General features: G+C 62.7%; 19 protein-coding genes. 14 read left to right on the top strand and 5 right to left on the bottom strand.

What is annotated here, in order from left to right; genetic code table 11:
* Nucleotides 1-37 precede the first annotated feature (37 nt).
* Both tsf and rpsB read right to left on the bottom strand, forming a co-directional pair.
* On the bottom strand, nucleotides 38-898 hold the full coding sequence (gene tsf / locus M5C71_RS24165; RefSeq protein WP_177099781.1) for a translation elongation factor Ts: 861 nt from the start codon (nucleotides 896-898) through the stop codon (nucleotides 38-40).
* 189 nt (nucleotides 899-1,087) lie between these two features.
* Entirely contained in the window at nucleotides 1,088-1,828 is a 741-nt protein-coding gene (gene rpsB / locus M5C71_RS24160) for a 30S ribosomal protein S2 (RefSeq protein ID WP_100938580.1), read from the bottom strand.
* A 396-nt stretch (nucleotides 1,829-2,224) separates the two neighbouring features.
* On the opposite strand from rpsB, the gene map reads away from it, so the two are divergent.
* From map to dapC, 3 genes are read left to right on the top strand one after another with little or no spacing between them, the layout of a single operon-like run.
* Nucleotides 2,225-3,007, top strand: a complete 783-nt coding sequence (map, locus tag M5C71_RS24155; protein WP_103496376.1) for a type I methionyl aminopeptidase — start codon at nucleotides 2,225-2,227, stop codon at nucleotides 3,005-3,007.
* A gap of 58 nt (nucleotides 3,008-3,065) precedes the next feature.
* Nucleotides 3,066-5,768, top strand: coding sequence for a [protein-PII] uridylyltransferase (locus tag M5C71_RS24150; RefSeq protein ID WP_248768887.1), 2,703 nt, complete (start codon nucleotides 3,066-3,068; stop codon nucleotides 5,766-5,768).
* 36 nt (nucleotides 5,769-5,804) lie between these two features.
* A complete protein-coding gene (gene dapC, locus M5C71_RS24145; RefSeq protein ID WP_248745188.1) occupies nucleotides 5,805-7,004 on the top strand; it encodes a succinyldiaminopimelate transaminase in 1,200 nt (399 codons plus the stop codon).
* Nucleotides 7,005-7,010: 6 nt separating this feature from the next.
* Here dapC and M5C71_RS24140 read toward each other — a convergent pair whose 3' ends face one another.
* Nucleotides 7,011-8,660 carry a Na+/H+ antiporter gene (locus M5C71_RS24140; protein ID WP_248768904.1) on the bottom strand — a complete coding sequence of 550 codons (1,650 nt, stop codon included), beginning with the start codon at nucleotides 8,658-8,660 and terminating at the stop codon, nucleotides 7,011-7,013.
* A 214-nt stretch (nucleotides 8,661-8,874) separates the two neighbouring features.
* On the opposite strand from M5C71_RS24140, the gene M5C71_RS24135 reads away from it, so the two are divergent.
* The 4 genes from M5C71_RS24135 (at nucleotide 8,875) to M5C71_RS24120 (ending at nucleotide 12,156) form a co-directional block, all read left to right on the top strand.
* Nucleotides 8,875-9,237 carry an ArsC family reductase gene (locus M5C71_RS24135; RefSeq protein ID WP_103496373.1) on the top strand — a complete coding sequence of 121 codons (363 nt, stop codon included), beginning with the start codon at nucleotides 8,875-8,877 and terminating at the stop codon, nucleotides 9,235-9,237.
* 45 nt (nucleotides 9,238-9,282) lie between these two features.
* Nucleotides 9,283-10,317, top strand: a complete 1,035-nt coding sequence (dapD, locus tag M5C71_RS24130; protein ID WP_248768886.1) for a 2,3,4,5-tetrahydropyridine-2,6-dicarboxylate N-succinyltransferase — start codon at nucleotides 9,283-9,285, stop codon at nucleotides 10,315-10,317.
* A gap of 232 nt (nucleotides 10,318-10,549) precedes the next feature.
* The gene (locus M5C71_RS24125; protein ID WP_248768885.1) at nucleotides 10,550-11,755 is read left to right on the top strand and encodes a cysteine desulfurase; all 1,206 of its coding nucleotides are present in this window, start codon (nucleotides 10,550-10,552) and stop codon (nucleotides 11,753-11,755) included.
* On the top strand, nucleotides 11,752-12,156 hold the full coding sequence (locus M5C71_RS24120) for a SufE family protein (protein WP_103497397.1): 405 nt from the start codon (nucleotides 11,752-11,754) through the stop codon (nucleotides 12,154-12,156). Before M5C71_RS24125 ends, M5C71_RS24120 begins: the two co-directional genes overlap by 4 nt.
* Before the next feature lie 3 nt (nucleotides 12,157-12,159).
* On the opposite strand, the gene tcdA is transcribed toward M5C71_RS24120, so the two are convergent.
* Complete coding sequence (tcdA, locus tag M5C71_RS24115) at nucleotides 12,160-12,978, bottom strand: tRNA cyclic N6-threonylcarbamoyladenosine(37) synthase TcdA (RefSeq protein WP_103497398.1); 819 nt, start codon at nucleotides 12,976-12,978, stop codon at nucleotides 12,160-12,162.
* 258 nt (nucleotides 12,979-13,236) lie between these two features.
* Here tcdA and M5C71_RS24110 point away from each other — a divergent pair, with 258 nt between their 5' ends.
* The 4 genes from M5C71_RS24110 (at nucleotide 13,237) to M5C71_RS24095 (ending at nucleotide 18,455) form a co-directional block, all read left to right on the top strand.
* Complete coding sequence (locus tag M5C71_RS24110; protein ID WP_177099769.1) at nucleotides 13,237-15,828, top strand: glycosyltransferase; 2,592 nt, start codon at nucleotides 13,237-13,239, stop codon at nucleotides 15,826-15,828.
* Between the two features lie 203 nt (nucleotides 15,829-16,031).
* Nucleotides 16,032-17,183, top strand: a complete 1,152-nt coding sequence (dapE, locus tag M5C71_RS24105; protein WP_103497400.1) for a succinyl-diaminopimelate desuccinylase — start codon at nucleotides 16,032-16,034, stop codon at nucleotides 17,181-17,183.
* Nucleotides 17,183-17,992, top strand: a complete 810-nt coding sequence (locus tag M5C71_RS24100; protein WP_177099767.1) for a putative RNA methyltransferase — start codon at nucleotides 17,183-17,185, stop codon at nucleotides 17,990-17,992. Before dapE ends, M5C71_RS24100 begins: the two co-directional genes overlap by 1 nt.
* An 85-nt stretch (nucleotides 17,993-18,077) precedes the next feature.
* Nucleotides 18,078-18,455, top strand: a complete 378-nt coding sequence (locus tag M5C71_RS24095; protein WP_100942407.1) for a hypothetical protein — start codon at nucleotides 18,078-18,080, stop codon at nucleotides 18,453-18,455.
* Between the two features lie 48 nt (nucleotides 18,456-18,503).
* Here the strand turns inward: M5C71_RS24095 and M5C71_RS24090 are convergent, their stop codons facing one another.
* A complete protein-coding gene (locus M5C71_RS24090; RefSeq protein ID WP_100942406.1) occupies nucleotides 18,504-18,713 on the bottom strand; it encodes a cold-shock protein in 210 nt (69 codons plus the stop codon).
* 246 nt (nucleotides 18,714-18,959) lie between these two features.
* Between M5C71_RS24090 and plsB the strand changes: the two genes are divergently transcribed.
* The 3 genes from plsB to M5C71_RS24075 all read left to right on the top strand — a co-directional run bounded on the left by plsB (nucleotide 18,960) and on the right by M5C71_RS24075 (nucleotide 23,026).
* Nucleotides 18,960-21,467, top strand: coding sequence for a glycerol-3-phosphate 1-O-acyltransferase PlsB (plsB, locus tag M5C71_RS24085; RefSeq protein ID WP_103497402.1), 2,508 nt, complete (start codon nucleotides 18,960-18,962; stop codon nucleotides 21,465-21,467).
* Between the two features lie 126 nt (nucleotides 21,468-21,593).
* Complete coding sequence (locus tag M5C71_RS24080) at nucleotides 21,594-22,214, top strand: hypothetical protein (RefSeq protein ID WP_177099765.1); 621 nt, start codon at nucleotides 21,594-21,596, stop codon at nucleotides 22,212-22,214.
* Nucleotides 22,215-22,336: 122 nt separating this feature from the next.
* On the top strand, nucleotides 22,337-23,026 hold the full coding sequence (locus M5C71_RS24075) for a DUF4197 domain-containing protein (RefSeq protein WP_103497404.1): 690 nt from the start codon (nucleotides 22,337-22,339) through the stop codon (nucleotides 23,024-23,026).
* The last annotated feature ends 29 nt before the right edge of the window (nucleotides 23,027-23,055 follow it).

The following is a 23,055-nucleotide window of genomic DNA, read 5'->3' as shown; positions in this document are numbered from 1 at the left end:
CGGGCAGCCTCTTGGGTCGACAGTTGAAAACCGTCTTTTACTTGTTGGCAGCCAGCTGAGCAGCAACTTCTTCAGCGAAGTTGTCCACTGGCTTCTCGATGCCATCACCTACTTTGAAGTAAGTGAAGGAAACGATTTCAGCGCCGGCTTTCTTGACCAGGGCACCGACGGTGACTTCCGGGTTCTTGACGAAAGCTTGCTCAACCAGGCTGGCTTCGGCCAGGAACTTGCTGATACGGCCGCTGACCATTTTTTCAACGATTTCAGCTGGCTTGCCTTTGATCTTGTCTTCGTTGAGGCTCAGGAAAACGCCTTTTTCGCGCTCAATGGCTTCAGCGGAGACCTGCGATGGCAGCAGGAACTCAGGGTTGGTTGCCGCAACGTGCATGGCAACGTCTTTGGCCAGGTCTTCGTTGCCGCCTTTGAGGGCCACAACCACACCGATCTTGTTGCCGTGCAGGTAAGCGCCGACCACATCACCTTCGATACGCGCCAGGCGACGGATGTTGACGTTTTCGCCCACTTTGGCAACCAGTGCTTCACGTGCCGATTCCTGGGCGGCGATCAGCGGAGCTGCGTCGGTCAGTTTGTCAGCGAAGGCTTTTTCAACGCTGGCAGCAACGAAAGCCTTGAAGTCATCTTGCAGAGCCAGGAAGTCGGTCTGCGAGTTCACTTCCAGGATCACGGCAGCAGTGCCGTCGCCCTTGATTGCGATGGCGCCTTCAGCGGCAATGTTGCCGGCTTTCTTGGCAGCCTTGATGGCGCCCGAAGCGCGCATGTCATCAATGGCTTTTTCGATGTCGCCGCCAGCCTTGGTCAAGGCTTTCTTGCAGTCCATCATGCCTTCGCCGGTACGCTCGCGCAGTTCTTTGACCAACGCTGCAGTAATCTCTGCCATTTCAAAATTCCTCTTGGATAGGTTATCAACCATTCCACCCGATCGAACGGGCGTTCAATTCTTCCCGATCCCGTTGTAGCGGCTACACATTACAAAGGCTGTAGCGGTACCAGCAACCAACGGTTTTCGAGGTGGCAAAAAGGGGGCCAAGCCCCCTTTTTGCTTACTGAGTCAACGCCAGGGCGTCAATTACTCAGCTGCGGCGACCGGAGCTTCTTCAGTAGCGAACTCGACGGTACCGCCACCGTTGTTGTTGCGGCCACGGATCACAGCGTCAGCCATCGAACCCATGTACAACTGGATGGCGCGGATGGCGTCATCGTTGCCTGGGATGATGTAGTCAACGCCTTCCGGGCTGCTGTTGGTATCGACTACGCCGATAACCGGGATGCCCAGCTTGTTGGCTTCGGTGATCGCGATGCGCTCGTGGTCAACGTCGATCACGAACAGTGCGTCAGGCAGACCGCCCATGTCCTTGATACCACCCAGGGAACGATCGAGCTTTTCCAGGTCGCGAGTGCGCATCAGCGCCTCTTTCTTGGTCAGCTTGGCGAAAGTACCGTCTTCGGCCTGGATTTCCAGGTCACGCAGACGCTTGATCGAAGCACGGATGGTTTTGAAGTTGGTCAGCATGCCGCCCAACCAGCGGTGATCGACGTACGGCGAACCGCAACGCGCTGCTTCTTCAGCAACGATCTTGCCGGCGGAACGCTTGGTGCCGACGAACAGAATCTTGTTTTTGCCCTGGGCCAGGCGTTCTACGAAAGTCAGAGCTTCGTTGAACATCGGCAGGGTTTTTTCAAGGTTGATGATGTGGATCTTGTTACGCGCGCCGAAAATGTACTTGCCCATTTTCGGGTTCCAGTAACGGGTCTGGTGACCGAAGTGCACACCGGCCTTCAGCATATCGCGCATGTTGACTTGGGACATGATAGTTCCTTGATAAGTCGGGTTTGGCCTCCACGTATCCCAATGACCAACCAGCAGCATCAGCTGAAGGCACCCAGGTCATCGTGTCGACACGTGTGTGGATTTAAGCTTCGCGGGGCTATCCCCGGAAAGCGGCGCATTTTATACCACAAGAACGGCCAAAACGAAACCTGCATTCGCATTTCCCCTCCCGGGCTTTTGCGCGCGCCCTGGATTCGGGCCAGAATGGCCCCAGCTTATAGAGAGAAGCGATAGCCGGATGCTCATGGTTTACCCCTTGCGTCTGGTAGAATCACGCTTTTAAGGGTACTGAAACCCCGGGCCAGCCATCGCGGCCCCGCCGTTTTCGCCCCATTCCGTGTTTATTCGCGCCCGGCGCGTAAAAAGAGAGCCTGTATGACCGTCACCCTCAAAACCCCCGAGGACATCGCAAAAATGCGTGTCGCTGGCCGCCTGGCTGCCGATGTACTGGAAATGATCGGTGAACACGTCAAGCCCGGTGTCACCACCGAGGAGCTGGACCGTATCTGCCACGACTATATCGTCAACGTGCAGCAGGCCATCCCCGCCCCGCTCAACTACAAGGGTTTCCCGAAGTCGATCTGCACCTCGGTCAACCACGTGGTCTGCCACGGCATCCCGGGCGACAAGCCACTCAAGGATGGTGACACGGTGAACATCGACGTCACCGTCATCAAGGATGGCTACCACGGCGACACCAGCAAGATGTTCCACGTCGGCACCGTGCCGGTCTGGGCCGAGCGCCTGTCGCAGATCACCCAGGAATGCATGTACAAGGCCATCGAGATCGTCAAACCCGGCTGCCGCCTGGGCGACATCGGTGAAATCATCCAGAAGCACGCGGAAAAGAACGGCTTCTCGGTGGTGCGTGAGTTCTGTGGCCACGGTATCGGCAAGGTGTTCCACGAAGAACCGCAGATCCTGCACTACGGCCGCGCCGGTACCGGCATGGAACTCAAGGCCGGCATGACCTTCACCATCGAACCGATGATCAACCAGGGCAAGGCCGACACCAAGGTGCTGGGCGACGGCTGGACCGCGATCACCAAGGACCGCAAGCTGTCGGCCCAGTGGGAGCACACCCTGCTGGTCACCGACACCGGCTACGAGATCTTCACCCTGCGCAGCGATGAGACCATCCCGCGCGTCTCGGCCTGATCGCTTGCACCTGCCGCTCTGTACAGAACGCCTATCAGAACCCAAGGAAAGCCAATCGATGCCGCAGGTGGACCCCGAACTCTTCGACCGCGGCCAGTTCCAGGCGGAACTGGCACTGAAGGCCAGCCCCATCGCCGCCTTCAAGAAGGCCATTCGCCACGCCCGCGAGGTGCTCGACCAGCGCTTTCGCGCCGGGCGTGATATCCGCCGGCTGATCGAAGACCGCGCCTGGTTCATCGATAACATCCTGCAACAGGCCTGGGACCAGTTCAGTTGGAGCGAAGACGCCGATATCGCCCTGGTGGCGGTCGGCGGCTACGGTCGCGGCGAATTGCACCCCTACTCGGACATCGACCTGCTGATCCTGCTCGACAGCGCCGACCACGAGATTTTTCGCGACTCCATAGAACGTTTCCTCACCCTGCTCTGGGACATCGGCCTGGAAGTCGGCCAGAGCGTGCGTTCGGTCGACGAGTGCGCCGAGGAAGCCCGGGCCGACCTGACGATCATCACCAACCTGATGGAAAGTCGCACCGTCGCCGGTCCCGAGCGCCTGCGCCAGCGCATGCTCGATGTCACCAGCACGGCGCACATGTGGCCGAGCAAGGACTTCTTCCTGGCCAAGCGCGCCGAACAGAAGGCCCGCCACCACAAGTACAACGACACCGAATACAACCTGGAACCCAACGTCAAGGGCTCGCCCGGCGGCCTGCGGGATATCCAGACGATCCTCTGGGTCGCCCGCCGCCAGTACGGCACCCTGAACCTACGGGCCCTGGCCGGCGAAGGCTTTCTGGTGGAGAGCGAAAACGCCCTGCTGGCCTCATCCCAGGAGTTCCTCTGGAAAGTCCGCTACGCCCTGCACATGCTCGCCGGCCGCGCCGAAGACCGCCTGCTGTTCGACCACCAGCGCAGCATCGCCGGACTGCTGGGTTTCAAGGGCGACGATGCGAAACAGGCCATCGAAAACTTCATGCAGCAGTACTACCGGGTGGTCATGAGCATTGCCCAGCTCAGCGACCTGATCATCCAGCACTTCGAGGAAATCATCCTCGCCCCGGAAGACGAAGCGCCGCCGCAGCCGTTGAACTCGCGTTTCCAGTTGCACGACGGCTATATCGAGGCGAGTAATCCGAATGTCTTCCGGCGTACGCCGTTCGCCATGCTGGAAATCTTCGTGCTGATGGCCCAGCAGCCGGAAATCAAGGGTGTGCGCGCCGACACCATCCGCCTGCTGCGGGAACACCGTCATCTGATCGACGACGACTTCCGCAACGATATCCGCAACACCAGCCTGTTCATCGAGCTGTTCAAGTGCAAGATCGGCATCCATCGCAACCTGCGCCGGATGAACCGCTACGGCATCCTCGGGCGCTACCTGCCGGAATTCGGCGATATCGTCGGGCAGATGCAGCACGACCTGTTCCATATCTATACGGTCGATGCCCACACCCTGAACCTGATCAAACACCTGCGCAAACTGCAGTACACCCAGGTCTCGGAGAAATTCCCGCTGGCCGCCAAGCTGATGGCCAAGCTGCCCAAGCCCGAACTGATCTACATGGCCGGGCTCTATCACGACATCGGCAAGGGCCGCCACGGCGACCATTCGGAACTCGGCGCAGTGGATGCCGAGGCCTTCTGCGCCCGTCACCAGTTGCCGCCGTGGGACAGCCGCCTGATCGTCTGGCTGGTGCAGAACCACCTGGTGATGTCCACCACCGCCCAGCGCAAGGACCTGTCCGACCCGCAGGTCATCCATGACTTCGCCCAGACCGTCGGCGACCAGGTACACCTGGACTACCTCTACGTGCTGACCGTCGCCGACATCAACGCGACCAACCCGAGCCTGTGGAACTCCTGGCGCGCCAGCCTGTTGCGCCAGCTCTACACCGAGACCAAGCGCGCCCTGCGCCGCGGCCTGGAAAACCCGGTGGACCGCGAGGAGCAGATTCGCCAGACCCAGAGCGCCGCCCTGGATATCCTGGTGCGCGCCGGTACCGACCCGGACGATGTCGAGCAGCTCTGGTCGCAACTGGGCGATGACTACTTCCTGCGCCACACCGCCGGCGACGTCGCCTGGCACAGCGACGCGATCCTCCAGCAGCCGGCCGATGGCGGCCCGCTGGTGCTGATCAAGGAAACCACCCAGCGTGAATTCGAAGGCGGCACGCAGATTTTCATCTACGCCCCGGACCAGCACGACTTCTTCGCCGTGACGGTGGCCGCGATGGACCAGCTCAACCTGAACATCCACGACGCCCGGGTCATCACCTCCAGCAGCCAGTTCACCCTCGACACCTACATCGTGCTGGACAACGACGGCGGCTCCATCGGCGACAATCCGAAGCGCATCAAGCAGATCCGCGACGGCCTGACCGAAGCCCTGCGCAACCCGGACGACTATCCGACCATCATCCAGCGCCGGGTCCCGCGCCAGCTCAAGCACTTCGCCTTCGCGCCCCAGGTCACCATCCACAACGACGCCCAGCGTCCGGTGACGGTGTTGGAGCTGAGCGCGCCGGACCGTCCCGGGCTGCTGGCGCGGATTGGAAAGATCTTCCTGGAGTTCGACCTGTCGCTGCAGAACGCCAAGATCGCCACCCTCGGCGAGCGGGTGGAAGACGTGTTCTTCATTACCGACGCCGACAACCAACCGCTGTCCGACCCGCAGCTGTGCAGCCGATTGCAGGACGCCATCGTCGAACAGTTGAGCGTCAACGCCGAACCGCCCCTTGAAACGATGCGCCTGAGTATCTGACGCGCCGACACCTGAATGAAGCGAGCTCCGTTACCGATGAACAACGCCCTGAACCAGTTGCAGCCCTATCCGTTCGAGAAACTCCGCGCCCTGCTCGGCAGCGTGACGCCGAATGCGGACAAGCGGCCGATCGCCCTGTCCATCGGCGAACCGAAGCACCGCTCGCCGGCGTTTGTCGCCGAAGCCCTGACCGCCAACCTGGAACAGATGGCCGTGTACCCGACCACCCTCGGCGTACCGGCCCTGCGTGAAGCCATTGCCGGCTGGTGCGAGCGACGTTTCGGCGTGCCGAGCGGCTGGATCGACCCGGCGCGCAATATCCTGCCGGTCAATGGCACCCGTGAGGCGCTGTTCGCCTTTACCCAGACCGTGGTCAACCGTGGCGACGACGCCCTGGTGGTCAGCCCCAACCCGTTCTATCAGATCTACGAAGGCGCGGCCTTCCTCGCCGGGGCCAAGCCGCACTACCTGCCGTGCCTGGACGAGAACGGCTTCAACCCGGACTTCGACGCCGTGCCGGCGGAGATCTGGCAGCGTTGCCAGATCCTGTTCCTGTGCTCGCCGGGCAACCCGACCGGGGCGCTGATCCCGCTGGAGACCTTGAAAAAGCTGATCGCCCTGGCCGACGAGCATGACTTCGTGATCGCCGCCGACGAGTGCTACAGCGAGCTGTACTTCGATGAGCAGACTCCACCGCCGGGCCTGCTCAGTGCCTGTGTGGCGCTGGGCCGCAAGGACTTCAAGCGTTGCGTGGTGTTCCATAGCCTGTCCAAGCGCTCCAACCTGCCGGGGCTGCGCTCGGGCTTCGTGGCCGGTGACGCGGATATTCTCAAGGCCTTCCTGCTGTATCGCACCTACCACGGCTGCGCGATGCCGGTGCAAACCCAGCTGGCCAGCGTCGCGGCCTGGAACGACGAGATCCATGTGCGCGCCAACCGTGCGTTGTATCGCGAGAAGTTCGATGCGGTGCTGGAGATTCTGGCGCCGGTGCTGGATGTGCAACGCCCGGATGGCAGCTTCTACCTGTGGCCGAATGTGCAGGGCGATGATGCGGCGTTCTGCCGCGATCTGTTTGCCGAGGAACATGTGACCGTGGTGCCGGGCTCCTATCTGTCCCGCGAAGTGGACGGCGTCAATCCCGGGGCCGGGCGCGTGCGCATGGCCCTGGTTGCGCCGTTGGCAGAGTGTGTCGAGGCCGCCGAGCGGATTCGCGCGTTCATCCAGCGCCGCCAGTAACCCCGGCTACTTCACCGAGCCGAGGTTCGCCTCGCTCAGATCCAGCTCCGCCAGCACCTCGCGCAACACATCGTCGCCGATCTGGTGCTGGCGACTGAGCCGGTACAACTCCAGGCGCTGCGCCCGCAGTGCCTTCAAGCGCAAGCGGCGGTCCAACTGGTCCATCTGGAACGCCAGCGCCTGGGCTTCGGTGGAGTCGTTGAACACCTCCAGTTGATGCCGGTATTCGGCCATCAACTGCGCTTTCAACTCGGTGGCCAACGCGGCCTGGGTCGCATCCTGGGCCGCGTCCTGCTGTACGCCCAACTCCTCGGCCTCCAGCACATGGATCGCCGCTTCGGCGGTCTTCTTCCAGGCTTCGCGCACTTCGCCGCGGTGCCTGTCATCCTGGCTTTTCGGCAAGTCGCGCAACAGCAGCGGCAGGACAACACTGGCCGTCACCAACGACAGCAGGATCACCCCGGCGGCGATGAAAATCAGCAAGTCACGCTCGGGAAAATCCACCCCGGGTGCGATCAGCAGCGGCACCGACATCACACCCGCCAACGTCACCGCCCCACGTACACCACCTACCGTCAGCAACCAGCAGGAACGCCCCTTGGCCATCCCTGACAACGGATCTTTGCCACGCCAGTGCCGCAGCAGCTCCGACAAGCGCCAGATGCTGTGCACCCAGACAAAACGCAACACCACCAGGGCCAGAAAGATCGCCAGCACTTCGAGGCAGCGATAGAGCAAGGTCGGCCACAACGAAGTCTCGTGGCTGGCAATCGCCTTGACGATATCCGGCAACTGCAAGCCCAGCAGCAGAAAGATCAGCCCGTTGAAGGCGAACTCCAACAACGACCAGACACTGCGGTTGAGCAGCCGGGTGCTGGTCTGGCGCGGCAGCAGGTCGAGCCAGCTCTGCATCATCCCCGCCGCCACCGCCGAGAGGATTCCCGACACCCCGAGGCGCTCGGCCAGCACATAGGCGGCGAACGGCAATAGCAACATGAACACCACGTGGGTCGCCGGATCGTCCCAGCCACGGGCGATCATCCACACCCGAAAGCGCCCCACCAGCCAGCTCAGCGCCACGCCGACGGCCAGGCCACCGACCGCCACCAGGACAAAGGTCAGGCTCGCATTGGCCAGGGAGAAGGCACCGGTCACGGCCGCCGCCAGGGCGAACTTGAAGGTCACCAGGCCCGACGCATCATTCATCAGCGCCTCGCCCTGGAGCATATGCATCAGCGGCGTCGGCAGACGGTTCTGGGCAATGGCGGAAACCGCCACGGCGTCGGTTGGTGACAACACGGCGGCCAGGGCGAAGGCCACCGGCAAGGGAATAGCCGGCAATAGCCAGTGAATGAAATAGCCGGCACCGACCACGGTGAACAGCACCAGCCCCACGGCCAGGGTCAGGATCGGCCCGCGCAGGCGCCACAGCTCGCGCTTGGGCATGCGCCAACCATCGGAAAACAGCAACGGCGGCAGAAACAGGAACAGAAACAATTCCGGGTCCAGGGCCACATGCAGGCCCAGGGTCGGCCAGGCCAGCAGCGCCCCCGCCGCAATCTGCACCAGGGGCAGCGGCAGCGGGATCACCCGCCAGAGCAAACGCGAGACGCCGACCAGCATCAGCAGGATCAGAACGGTGTAGGCCGTCTGCATAAAAGGCATTCCCAATCGTTTAAAGCATATCTCTGGCAACGGTTTGCCGTCGAAGTGCCATATTAGCCGCTTATGCTGCCGCCCGGACGCTGCACCAAAGTCGCAGTCGGCAGGGGAAGATGTAACCGCACACGACTAAGGCGCCTAAGCGGCCCGGTCGTGGCATAATCTTCAACCTTTCATCCCTCGCATCTCCAAAGGGGAGGCAATTGCTGTGACCGCTTCGAGCAAAACGTTGCACCTTTTCGGAATCAAGGCGTGTGACACCATGAAAAAGGCCCGCACCTGGCTCGACGAACAGGCCGTGCCCTACGCGTTCCATGACTACAAGACCGCCGGTATCGACCGCGAACACCTGACCCAGTGGTGCAACGAGCACGGCTGGCAAGTGGTGCTGAACCGCGCCGGAACCACCTTTCGCAAACTCGACGACGAACGTAAAGCCGATCTCGACCAGGCGAAAGCGATTGAACTGATGCTGGCACAACCCTCGATGATCAAGCGCCCGGTGCTTGATCTCGGTGACCGAACCCTGATTGGCTTCAAGCCAGATATTTATGCGGCGGCCCTCAACTGAGCCAGAGCGCTCAAGGCCCCCACTCATTTTGCAAGAGGTAACTGCATGTCCACTACTCTGTTCAGCCTGGGCTTCGGCGTTGGCACCCAGAATCGTCAAGGTGCCTGGCTGGAAGTTTTCTACGCCCACCCCCTGATTCAGCCGTCGGCCGAGCTGGTCGCCGCCATCGCGCCGATCCTCGGTTACACCGGCGGCAACCAGGCGATCACCTTCAGCACCGCCCAGGCCTCGCAACTGGCCGACGCCCTGAAAACCGTCGACGCCGCCCAGGCCGCCCTGCTGACCCGCCTGGCCGAAAGCCACAAGCCGTTGGTCGCCACCGTATTGGCAGAAGACGTCCAACTGACGTCTACCCCCGAGGCTTACCTCAAGCTGCACCTGCTTTCCCACCGTCTGGTCAAGCCCCATGGCCTGAGCCTGGCGGGCGTGTTCCCACTGCTGCCGAACGTGGCCTGGACCAGCCAGGGCGCCATCGACCTGTCGGAGCTGGCCGCCCATCAACTGGAAGCCCGCCTGCGTGGCGAGCTGCTGGAAGTGTTCTCGGTGGACAAGTTCCCGAAAATGACCGACTACGTGGTGCCGAGCGGCGTGCGTATCGCTGACAGCGCGCGGATTCGCCTGGGTGCCTACATCGGCGAAGGCACCACCGTGATGCACGAAGGTTTCGTCAACTTCAACGCCGGCACCGAAGGCCCGGGCATGATCGAAGGCCGCGTTTCGGCGGGTGTCTTCGTCGGCAAGGGTTCGGACCTGGGCGGCGGTTGCTCGACCATGGGTACCCTGTCCGGCGGCGGCAACATCGTCATCAAGGTCGGCGAAGGCTGCCTGATCGGCGCCAACGCCGGTATCGGCATTCCGTTGGGCGACCGCAACACCGTGGAATCGGGCCTGTACGTGACCGCCGGGACAAAAGTGGCGCTGCTCGACGAAAACAACCAGCTGGTCAAGGTGCTCAAGGCCCGCGACCTGGCCGGCCTGCCGGACCTGCTGTTCCGTCGCAACTCGGAAACCGGTGCGGTGGAATGCAAGAGCCATAAGTCGGCCATTGCGCTGAACGAAGCCCTGCACGCGCATAACTGAGCAGGATTGTTGTAGGGGCCGGCTTGCTGGCGGGGGTGCCTGTGAGGCCGCCTTCGCGGGCAAGCCCTGCTCCTACAGGTTTATGTCGTACGCAAAACCTGCGCTCGGCGCCCTACTGTAGGAGCAGGGCTTGCCCGCGAAGAGGCCTTCAAGGTCGGCAAAAACTTCACGAGCCAGACCAATGCCTACAGGTTTCGCGCCCCCTCGCCCACGCTCACCAGGGCCGAACACCATGTTGATACCTTCTCCCTGGCGCGCCGACTTCCCGGCCATCGCCGCCCTGCAACGGCAAGACCAGATCTACCTGGACAGCGCCGCCACCACCCAGAAGCCCCAGGCGCTGATCGATGCCCTGGCACACTATTACAGCAACGGTACGGCCAATGTGCACCGTGCCCAACACCTGCCCGGCGCCCACGCCACCCAGGCCTTCGAGGACAGTCGAAGCAAGACTGGCCAGTGGCTCAATGTCGGCAATAGCGGACAGATCGTCTTCACCCACGGCGCCACCTCGGCGCTGAACCTCCTGGCCTATGGCCTGGAAGCGCTTTTCCAGCCCGGCGACGAGATCGTCATCAGCGCCCTGGAGCATCACGCCAACCTGCTGCCCTGGCAGCAACTGGCGCAACGCCGGGGACTGCGCCTGGTGGTGCTGCCGATCACCGACAGCGGCCTGATCGACCTGGAAGCCGCCCGCCCGTTGATCGGCCCACGGACCCGCCTGCTGGCGGTCAGCCAACTGTCCAATGTGCTCGGGGCCTGGCAACCGTTACCGCAATTGCTGGCCCTGGCCCGCTCGTTCAACGCACTGACCGTGGTCGACGGCGCCCAGGGCGTGGTTCATGGTCGCCACGATGTCCAGGCGCTGGGCTGCGATTTCTATGTATTTTCCAGCCACAAGCTCTACGGCCCCGATGGAGTCGGCGTGCTCTATGGCCGCCACGAAGCCCTGAGCCAACTGCGCCACTGGCAATTCGGCGGCGAGATGGTGCTGGACGCGGACTATCAGCAGGCCAGCTTCCGCCCGGCCCCCTTGGGCTTCGAAGCCGGAACACCGCCGATTGCCAGCGTCATCGGCCTCGGCGCGACCCTCGACTACCTGGCCGGCCTCGACCAGGCCGCGGTCTCGGCCCACGAAGCGGCGCTGCACGCCCACCTGTTGCAAGGCCTGAAAGTCCGCAAGGGCATCCGCCTGTTGGGCGAGCCGCAACTGGCACTGGCCAGCTTTATCGTCGACGGCGTGCACAACGCCGATCTGGCGCACCTGCTGACCGAGCAAGGGATTGCCGTACGCGCCGGGCATCACTGCGCAATGCCACTGATGAAACAGCTCGGGCTGGCCGGCGCGATCCGCGTATCGCTGGGTGTGTACAACGACTCCGAAGACCTCGAACGGTTTTTCGAGGCACTGGATCAGGCCCTGGAGCTGTTGCGATGAGCCTGCCCGCTGAAGCACTGCTGGTTCTGGAAAATTTCCGGCACCTGGCGGGCTGGGAACAACGGGCGCGCCTGCTGATGCAATGGGGAGAGCGCTTGCCGCCCTTGAACGACGCCGACAAGACCGAGGCCAACCGCGTCCATGGCTGCGAAAGCCAGGTGTGGTTGACCGGTCGGCTGCATGACGGTCAGTGGCAGTTTGCCGCGAGCAGCGATGCACGAATGATTCGTGGGCTGGTGGCGTTGTTGCTGGTGCGGGTCAATGGCTTGAGCGCCGACGAATTGCAGCAGGTCGACCTGCCCGACTGGTTCAACCAACTGGGCCTGTCCCGACAATTGTCGCCGTCCCGCAGCAACGGCCTGAATGCCGTGCTTCAGCGGATGCGTGAATTGACCCAATAAGCCTCAGGCCTGCGGTTTGATCCGATCCGCCGGCCGGCGCATGCCCGCGACGATCTTGTCCACCGCCTTGGTCGCCGCCACCATGCCGAAGGTCGCCGTGACCATCATCACCGCGCCAAAACCACCGGCACAGTCCAGCTTCACCCCATCACCGACAAAACTCTTCTGTAGGCAGATGCTGCCATCGGGCTTCGGATAACGCAGCTGCTCGGTGGAAAACACACAAGGCACGCTGTAATGGCGGGTCACCGTGCGGGAAAATCCGTAGTCACGGCGCAAGGTCGAACGCACCTTCGAGGCCAGGGGATCGTTGAAGGTACGGTTCAGGTCGCAGACCTGGATCAAGGTCGGATCGATCTGCCCACCGGCACCACCCGTGGTGATGATCTGGATCTTGCGCCGCTTGCACCAGGCGATCAGCGCGGCCTTGGCATTGACGCTGTCGATGCAGTCGATCACGCAGTCGATGTCCGGGGTGATGTACTCGGCCATGGTTTCCCGGGTCACAAAATCGGTCACCGCGTGGACCTGGCAGTCCGGATTGATGCCCTTCAGGCGCTCGCCCATCACCTCGACCTTGGCCCGACCCACGGTGCTGTCCAGGGCATGCAACTGACGGTTGCTGTTGCTGACACAGACATCGTCCAGGTCGAACAGCGAGATCTCGCCGACACCGCAACGGGCAATGGCTTCCGCCGCCCAGGAGCCGACACCGCCGACGCCGACGATCGCCACATGGGCGGCCTTCAGCCGCGCCAGCCCTTCAATGCCATACAACCGGGCGACGCCGGCAAACCGCGGATCTTCTGCACTCATGACCATTACCCCAAAAACCGGCGCGCATTATAGGGCCGGGCGCCGGCCGAGGGCAGCTTTAGCCTATGAATGGCTGTCCATGAGCGTTAAATCACAACACTTTGACGAGAATAGAGCTACAAAGAATCAGGAAAGAACTTAAGCCCTGTCTCATTGCCCAATGCCTGCGCATATTCCACGGTACTGTACGGTCGACGGATAGCAAGTGTAGGATGCGCGCCGCTCTGTTCCCTGTTCTAGCCCTTTTCGGAACCCGAAATACCTATGTCATCGCGTAAATTTGGACTCAACCTGGTCGTAGTGTTGGCAATTGCCGCGCTATTCACCGGTTTCTGGGCGCTGATCAACCGCCCGGTTTCGGCGCCTGACTGGCCCGAGCAGATCGCCGGCTTCTCCTACTCGCCTTTCCAGCAGGGACAATTCCCACAGAAAGACCAGTACCCGACCGACGATGAAATGCGTCGCGACCTGGAGATCATGAGCAAGCTGACGGACAACATCCGTATCTACTCGGTCGACGGCACCCTTCAGGACATTCCCAAGCTCGCCGAAGAGTTCGGCCTGCGGGTGACCCTGGGGATCTGGATCAGCCCGGACCAGGAGCGCAACGAGCGGGAAATCGCCCGCGCCATCGAACTGGCTAACACCAGCCGCAGTGTCGTGCGGGTGGTGGTCGGTAACGAGGCGATCTTCCGCAAGGAAATCACCGCCAAGGACCTGGCCGTGCTGATCGACCGCGTACGGGCGGCCGTCAAGGTGCCGGTGACCACCTCGGAACAGTGGCATATCTGGGAACACAACCCGGAACTGGTCAAGCACGTCGACCTGATCGCCGCGCACATCCTGCCCTACTGGGAATTCATCCCCATGGACAAGGCCGGCCAGTACGTACTGGACCGCGCCCGCGAACTCAAGCGCATGTTCCCGAAAAAGCCCCTGCTGCTCTCGGAAGTGGGCTGGCCGAGCAACGGCCGCATGCGTGGCGGTGCCGATGCGACCCAGGCCGACCAGGCCATTTACCTGCGCACCCTGGTCAACAAGCTTAACCGCCAGGGCTTCAACTACTTCGTGATCGAAGCCTTCGACCAGCCGTGGAAGGCCAGTGACGAAGGTTCGGTGGGCGCCTACTGGGGCGTGTTCAACGCCGCGCGCGAGCAGAAGTTCAACTTCGAAGGCCCGGTGGTAGCGATTCCGCAATGGCGCGTACTGGCCATCGGTTCGGTGGTGCTCGCACTGCTCTCGCTGACCCTGCTGATGATCGACGGCTCGGCCCTGCGCCAGCGCGGCCGGACCTTCCTGACCTTTACCGCGTTCCTCTGCGGTTCGGTGCTGGTGTGGATCGGCTACGACTACAGCCAGCAATACAGCACCTGGTTCAGCCTGACGGTGGGTTTCCTGCTGGCCATCGGTGCCCTGGGCGTGTTTATCGTCCTGCTCACCGAGGCCCACGAACTGGCCGAGGCGGTCTGGACCCACAAGCGCCGGCGTGAATTCCTGCCGGTGGAAGGCGACTCGCACTACCGACCGAAAGTTTCGATCCACGTACCGTGCTACAACGAGCCGCCGGAGATGGTCAAACAGACCCTCGACGCCCTCGCGGCCCTCGATTATCCGGACTACGAAGTCCTGATCATCGACAACAACACCAAGGACCCGGCGGTCTGGGAACCGGTGCAGGCCTACTGCGAAACCCTCGGCCCGCGTTTCCGCTTCTTCCACGTCGCGCCGCTGGCCGGTTTCAAGGGCGGGGCGCTGAACTACCTGATCCCGCACACCGCCAAGGACGCCGAAGTCATCGCCGTGATCGACTCGGACTACTGCGTCGACCGCAACTGGCTCAAGCACATGGTGCCGCACTTCGCCGATCCGAAGATCGCCATCGTGCAATCGCCCCAGGACTACCGCGACCAGAACGAAAGCACCTTCAAGAAGCTCTGCTACTCGGAATACAAGGGCTTCTTCCATATCGGCATGGTCACCCGCAACGACCGCGACGCGATCATCCAGCACGGCACCATGACCATGACCCGCCGCTCGGTCCTGGAAGAACTGGGCTGGGCCGACTGGTGCATCTGCGAAGACGCCGAGCTGGGCCTGCGGGTCTTCGAAAAAGGCCTGTCGGCGGCTTATCACCATGACAGCTACGGCAAGGGCCTGATGCCCGATACCTTTATCGACTTCAAGAAACAGCGTTTCCGCTGGGCCTACGGGGCGATTCAGATCATCAAGCGGCACACCGCCAGCCTGCTGCGCGGCAAGGACACCGAACTGACCCGTGGCCAGCGCTACCACTTCCTCGCGGGCTGGTTGCCGTGGGTGGCCGACGGCATGAATATCTTCTTCACCGTCGGCGCGCTGCTCTGGTCGGCGGCGATGATCATCGTGCCGCAACGGGTCGATCCGCCGCTGCTGATCTTCGCGATCCCGCCACTGGCGCTGTTCGTGTTCAAGGTCGGCAAGATCCTGTTCCTCTACCGCCGCGCGGTCGGGGTCAACATGAAGGATGCCTTCGCCGCCGCACTGGCTGGCCTGGCCTTGTCCCACACCATCGCCAAGGCAGTGCTGTACGGTTTCTTCACCAGCAGTATTCCGTTCTTCCGCACGCCGAAAAACGCCGATAACCACGGTTTCTGGGTAGCGATTTCGGAAGCCCGCGAAGAGATGTTCATCATGCTGCTGTTGTGGGCCGCGGCGCTGGGGATCTTCCTGGTGCAGGGCTTGCCGAGCAACGACATGCGCTTCTGGGTAGTGATGTTGCTGGTGCAGTCGCTGCCGTACCTGGCGGCACTGATCATGGCGTTCGTCTCCTCGCTGCCGAAACCGGTCAGCGCGGCGGAGCCGGCATCCGTCGCATAAACGCGATGCACGACACGAAACGGCGGCCTGCGGGCCGCCGTTTTGCTTTAAGATATCCACCCTTTGCGCGCCCCTATCTTCCTGTAGGAGCGAGCTTGCTCGCGATGGTCGTCAACGATAATGCTGGGCACCTGATACCCCGCGGAGCCTGAACCACCCTCGCGAGCAAGCTCGCTCCTACATACCCGTTTCGGAGCTTTCCCATGACGGCCCACGCCGACCTTTCGCCGACCCTGCAACTCGCTTGCGACCTGATTCGCCGCCCTTCCGTGACCCCGGTCGATGCCGACTGCCAGAAGCTGATGATGCAGCGCCTGGGCGATGCCGGTTTCAAGCTTGAGCCGATGCGTATCGAGGACGTCGACAACTTCTGGGCCACCCACGGCAAGCATGAAGGCCCGGTGCTGTGTTTCGCCGGTCACACCGACGTGGTGCCGACAGGTCCGCTGCAGGCCTGGCAGAACGATCCGTTCGATGCCTTGATCGACGAGCACGGCATGCTCTGCGGTCGCGGCGCGGCCGACATGAAAGGCAGCCTGGCCGCGATGCTGGTGGCCGCCGAACGTTTTGTCGCGGACTACCCGGACCACCGCGGTTCGGTCGCCTTCCTGATCACCAGCGACGAAGAAGGCCCGGCCCACCACGGCACCAAGGCCGTGGTCGAGCGCCTGGCCGCCCGTAGCGAGCGCCTGGACTGGTGCATCGTCGGCGAACCGTCGAGCACCACCCTGGTCGGTGACGTGGTGAAGAACGGCCGCCGTGGCTCCCTCGGCGCCCGCCTCACCGTGCGCGGCGTACAGGGCCATGTGGCCTACCCGCACCTGGCGAAAAACCCGATCCACCTGGCCGCTCCGGCCCTGGCCGAACTGGCCGCCGAGCATTGGGACAATGGCAACGCCTTCTTCCCACCGACCAGTTTCCAGATTTCCAACCTCAACTCGGGGACCGGTGCGACCAACGTGATCGCCGGCGAACTGGTGGCGTTGTTCAACTTCCGCTTCTCCACCGAGTCCACGGTTGAAGGCCTGCAACAGCGGGTCGCGGCGATCCTCGACAAACACGGCCTGGATTGGCACGTGGAATGGGCGCTGTCCGGCCTGCCGTTCCTCACCGAGCCGGGCGCGCTGCTCGATGCGGTGTCGGCGAGCATCAAGACCATCACCGGGCGTGACACCAAGGCTTCCACCAGCGGCGGCACCTCCGACGGGCGCTTTATCGCGACCCTCGGCACCCAGGTGGTCGAGTTGGGCCCGGTCAACGCGACCATTCATCAGGTCAACGAGCGGGTCCTGGCCAGCGACCTCGATGTGCTGACCGAAATCTACTACCAGACCCTGATCAAGTTGCTTGCCTGATGCTCACCTGCCCCCTCTGCAGCGCGCCCCTGAGCGCGGTCGACAACGGCGTGGCCTGTCCGCTCGGGCATCGTTTCGACCGGGCACGCCAGGGTTACCTGAATCTGTTGCCGGTCCAGCACAAGAACAGCCGTGATCCGGGCGACAACCTGGCCATGGTCGAAGCCCGACGGGACTTCCTCAACGCCGGCCACTACGCGCCGGTGGCCCGCCGCCTGGCGGAGCTGGCGGCCGAACGGGCGCCGGGACGCTGGGTCGATATCGGCTGCGGCGAGGGCTACTACACCGCGCAACTGGCCGAGGCCCTGCCCGCGGCTGACGGCTATGCGCTGGATATTTCCCGCGAGGCGGTCAAGCGTGCCTGCCGGCGCAACCCGCAACTGACCTGGTTGATCGCCAGCATGGCGCGGGTGCCATTGGCCGACGCCTGCTGCCAGTTTATCGCCAGCGTGTTCAGCCCATTGGACTGGCAGGAGGCCAAACGCCTGCTGAGCCCCGGTGGCGGCCTGATGAAAGTCGGACCGACCAGCGGCCACCTGATGGAACTGCGCGAGCGTCTGTACGATGAAGTGCGCGAATACACTGACGACAAGCACCTGGCCCTGGTACCGGAGGGCATGGCGTTGCAACACAGCGAAGTGCTGGAGTTCAAGCTGAGCCTGGCCAGCGCCCAGGACCGGGCGAACCTGCTGGCCATGACACCCCACGGCTGGCGGGCCAGTGCCGAGCGCCGGGCGCAGGTCATCGAACAGCCGGAGCCGTTCGAGGTCAGCGTGTCGATGCGCTACGATTACTTCGTTTTGCAATAACCCCACTCTTCATGGCCTTGGACACGGGTTCAAGGCCGGCAAAATCCGCGAATGGATTTTTCGAACAACCGCAGCGAGGATTTCCATGCGCCAGCCCGATATCGAGATTTACCTCAAGGACGACGACGTCGATCACAAGGCCGTTGCCGCCTGGCTCGGCGCCGCCCTGGGGCCTTGCAGCGACTGGGTCCAGAAAGGCCAGACCTGGAAGTGCCAGGCCGGCAGCGTGCCGGTGACCTGGTTGCCCAAGGCCGTGGGCAAGTGGAACAGCCTGTACCTGGAAAGCGACCAGACCCCGTGGGACGACGACATCGCCTGCGCCCGCGCGGCCTTTGCCGCGCTGAACGTGGAAGTGCGTTGTGCCCCGGGCAGCTGGGTCGAGGAAGAGGGCGAGGAGACGGCCGATCGCTGGATCCGCATCAGCGCCGATGGCGAAGAAGAGATCACCTGGCGTACGGCCTGACGCTCACTGACTCCGGGCAGGGGGCTTGCCATAGCAAGCCCCTCTCACTCACAGCCCGACCACATCCTCGGCCTGCAGGCCTTTCTGGCCTTCCACCACCGCGTACTCCACCTGCTGCCCTTCGGCCAGGGAGCGATGGCCTTCGCCACGAATCGCGCGGTAGTGCACAAACACATCCGCCCCGTCTTCGCGCAGAATAAAGCCGTAGCCCTTGGCATCGTTGAACCACTTCACATTGCCCGTCTCGCGAGTTGCCATGAATCCGTACTCCGTCTTGTTATTGTTGGGGCGGGCCCGGCTCGACGGGTCCTGCCTGCTGCGTCGCCAGAACATCGTGCTGCGCGGATGAATCCTACCGTTCATGGCGAACGACCGAGTATAAGACAGGTCAAAAAACTCTCAATCAATATTAGTTCGCCGCGTTTTTGCCGATTTTTGACGAATACGGCACACTAGCTGCCCCGAGCAAACGCTCGGTTCAATCCATTTGCCTGCAGAAGCCGTATGACCCGTTCCCCGTTCCGCCGTCTCGTGTTTGGTACCTTGCGCCGCCTCCTGTACCTGTGGGTGCGCTCGGAGACGATCAACCAATCGTCGCTGACTCTCGACCTCGACCGCAGTCGGCCGGTGTTCTACGTCCTGCAATCGCCCTCGCTGACCGACCTGGCCGTGGTCGACCGCGAATGCACCAAGGCCGGCCTGCCGCGCCCGGTGCTACCAGTGTCGGTGGGTTCGCTCATGGAGCCTGCGGCGTTCTTCTACCTGACCCCCGAGCCCGACTGGCTCGGCCGCCAGGACAAGCGCGGCGCGCCACCGACCTTGACCCGCCTGGTCAGCGCCTTGAGCGAGAACCCCGCCGAAGATGCGCTGATCATCCCGGTCAGCGTGTTCTGGGGCCAGTCGCCGGACAGTGAATCGAGCCCCTGGAAACTGCTGTTCGCCGACAGCTGGGCGGTCACCGGTCGCCTGCGCCGCCTGATGAGCATCCTGATTCTCGGGCGCAAGACCCGCGTGCAGTTTTCCGCGCCGATCCACCTGCGCGGCCTGATCGAACACAACAAGGGCCATGAGCGCACCGTGCGCATGGCCCAGCGGATCCTGCGGGTACACCTGCGCAACCTCAAGGCCGCGGTGATCGGCCCGGACATCTCCCACCGGCGCAACCTGGTCAAGGGCCTGGTCAACGAGCCGATGGTGCGCCAGGCGATCCTCGAGGAGGCCCAGCGCGAGAACATCTCCGTGGAAAAAGCCCAGGCCCAGGCCCTGCGCTACGGCAACGAGATCGCCTCGGACTACACCTACACCGCCATCCGCTTCCTCGAAGTGGTGCTGAGCTGGTTCTGGAACAAGATCTACGACGGCATCAAGGTCAACCATATCGAAGGTGTGCAGGCCGTGGCCCAGGGCCATGAAGTCATCTACGTGCCTTGCCATCGCAGCCATATCGACTATCTGCTGCTGTCGTACCTGCTGTTTCGCAATGGCCTGACCCCGCCGCACATCGCCGCCGGGATCAACCTCAACATGCCGGTGATCGGCAGCCTGCTGCGCCGCGGCGGGGCGTTTTTCATGCGCCGTACCTTCAAGGGCAACCCGCTCTACACCTCGGTGTTCAACGAGTACCTGCACACCCTGTTCACCAAGGGTTTCCCGGTGGAGTACTTCGTCGAAGGCGGTCGCTCGCGTACCGGGCGCATGCTGCGGCCGAAGACCGGCATGCTGGCCATCACCCTGCGCAGCTTCCTGCGCTCCTCGCGCATGCCGATCGTCTTCATCCCGGTGTATATCGGCTATGAACGGGTGCTCGAAGGTCGCACCTACCTGGGTGAACTGCGTGGCGCGAGCAAGAAGAAAGAATCGATCTTCGACATCTTCAAGGTCATCGGCGCACTCAAGCAGCGCTTCGGCCAGGTCGCGGTCAACTTCGGCGAGCCGATCAAGCTGGCCGAGTTCCTCGATCAGGAACAGCCGGACTGGCGCGCCCAGGAACTGGGTCCGCAATTCCGCCCGGCCTGGCTCAATGAAACCACCAACCGCCTTGGAGAGCGCGTCGCCCGCCACCTCAACGAAGCCGCGGCGATCAACCCGGTGAACCTGGTGGCCCTGGCGCTGCTCTCGACCACCCGCCTGGCCCTCGACGACCGCGCCATGGCCCGGGTCCTTGACCTCTACCTGGCGCTGTTGCGCCGCGTGCCCTACTCGCCGCACACCACCCTGCCGGAAGGCGACGGTCGCGCGCTGATCCAGCACGTCAAGGACATGGACCTGCTGGCCGAGCAAAGCGATGCCTTGGGCAAGATCCTCTATCTGGACGAGCAGAACGCCGTCCTGATGACCTATTACCGCAACAACGTGCTGCATATCTTCGCCCTGCCGTCGTTGCTGGCGAGCTTCTTCCAGAGCGCCTCGCGCATGAGCCGCGAACAGATCCTGCGCTACAGCCGCGCGCTCTATCCGTACCTGCAGGCGGAACTGTTTATCCGCTGGTCACTGGACGAGCTGGACGCGGTGATCGACCAATGGCTGGAGGCGTTCGTCGAACAGGGCCTGTTGCGCCTGGAGAATGACGTCTACCTGCGCCCGGCACCGAGCTCGCGGCACTTCGTGCTGCTGACCCTGCTGTCGCGGAGCATCGCCCAGACCCTGCAACGGTTCTACATGGCCATCTCGCTGCTGCTCAACAGCGGCCAGCACAGCATCAGTGCCGAGGAGCTGGAAGACCTCTGTACGGTCATGGCCCAGCGCCTGTCGATTCTCCATGGCCTGAACGCCCCGGAATTCTTCGACAAGAGCCTGTTCCGCCACTTTATCCAGACCCTGCTCGACCTCGATGTACTGCGCCGCGACGCGGCCGGCAAACTGGGTTATCACGAACTGCTCGGCGAGCTGGCCGAGGGCGCGGCGAAACGGGTACTGCCAGCGGAAATCCGCCTGTCGATTCGCCAGGTGGCCCTGCATCGCAGCGAAGATGCCGCCGAACAGAACCCCGAGTCGGGTTCTGACGTAGGATAAGACGAACCACCCACATCAGACCATTCGGTAAAGCAGCAAGGATGCTTCTCCGCCGGTTTTCAAGCGCAAAGGCCCGTGTAGACTCAATCTTGCGTTGCCTTTGACGCGTTCGATAAGGACATCGAGATGACCGCAAAAAACGTCGTGACCGCTGTTTTCCACTTTCCACCGGACTACAGGATCCCGGCCAAGGCCGAAACCCGTATCACCCTGCGCAACCGCTGCAGCGACACCCTGCTGGGAACCTGGACCAGTGCGCAACTACCCGACCAGTCGCCGTGGCGCTTTACCTTCGAACTGCCGGCGGACCTCAAGCGTAACTGCAAGGTCGAGATCGACATCGACCTGAGTGTCGCCGGCACCTCGCTGCTGCCGGACATCAAATACAGCTTCCGCTGGCGCCGGGACAACCAGGAAGAAACCTTTCACCTGAGCCCACCGGGGTACCTGTACCTCAGCGCGGCGCTGGTGCCGATGATCGGCACGCAGGACAACACCCTGGCTACCCTGAGGCTGGTGGCCCAGACCGAACCGGGTATTCCGGTGCATGTCCTCAGCGAGGAAATCACCTTCTTCAAGGGCTCGATCCCGCGCTACCTGCGCTACGACGTGAACAAGGTCAAGCCGGGCCAGATCTACGAGACCCAGGGCACCTTCGGCAGCCGCCGTAAATTCACCATGAAGCCCATTCCGCGCAGCGTCGTACTGCTGAAAGAAAAACCCCAGAGCCTGATCCTCAGCGCCTGAGTGGCAGGCAACACCTGTAGAAAACTGGTGTTTGCCGATAAATCCGTTAGATTCTTACTGGCTGGCGCCAGGTTTCTCCTGGCGCCACGGATTTCCCCACTGATCCCAACAAGGAAGCTTCCATGCTCCGTCCCTCCCTTCGTCTGGTCGGCCTCTGCGCAGGCCTGCTGATTTCCGTCAACGCCCTGGCCTTGTCCCTGGGCAGCCTCTCCCAGGGTGAAGCCTCCGGCGGCCTCAAGGACGCGCTGGCCCAGGGTGCCGTCGCCGCCGTGACCAACCTCGGCAAGCCGGGTGGTTTCAGCAACAACCCTGCGGTGAAGATCGAACTGCCGGGCAGCCTCGGCAAGGTCGCCAGCAAGATGAAGCAGTTCGGCATGGGCGCCCAGGTCGATCAACTGGAAGCCAGCATGAACAAGGCGGCGGAAGCCGCCATGCCACAGGCCCAGGCGTTGCTGGTGGACGCCGTGAAGAAAATGACCGTGACCGATGCCAAGGGCATCCTCACCGGTGGCAAGGATTCGGCGACCCAGTACCTGGACAAGACCAGCCGTGAGCAGATTCGCGCCAAGTTCCTGCCGATCGTCAAGGAGGCTACCGACAAGGTGGGCCTGGCCAAGCAATACAACTCGTTCGCCGGGCAGGCGGCGACTCTCGGCGTACTCGATGCCAAGAGTGCCAACGTTGAAGGCTACGTAACGGAAAAAGCCCTGGACGGCCTGTTCAAGATGATCGCCCAGAAGGAAGAAGACATCCGCGCCAACCCGGCGGCGGCGGCCACCAGCCTGGCGAAGAAGGTGTTTGGCGCGCTCTGACACCTCACCCCTTGAACTGTCTTGCCAGC

The sequence above is a fragment of the Pseudomonas sp. MWU12-2345 genome (assembly GCF_023242385.1).
Classification (GTDB): Bacteria; Pseudomonadota; Gammaproteobacteria; order Pseudomonadales; family Pseudomonadaceae; genus Aquipseudomonas; species Aquipseudomonas gingeri_D.
This window is presented reverse-complemented; position numbering and strand designations above follow the sequence as displayed.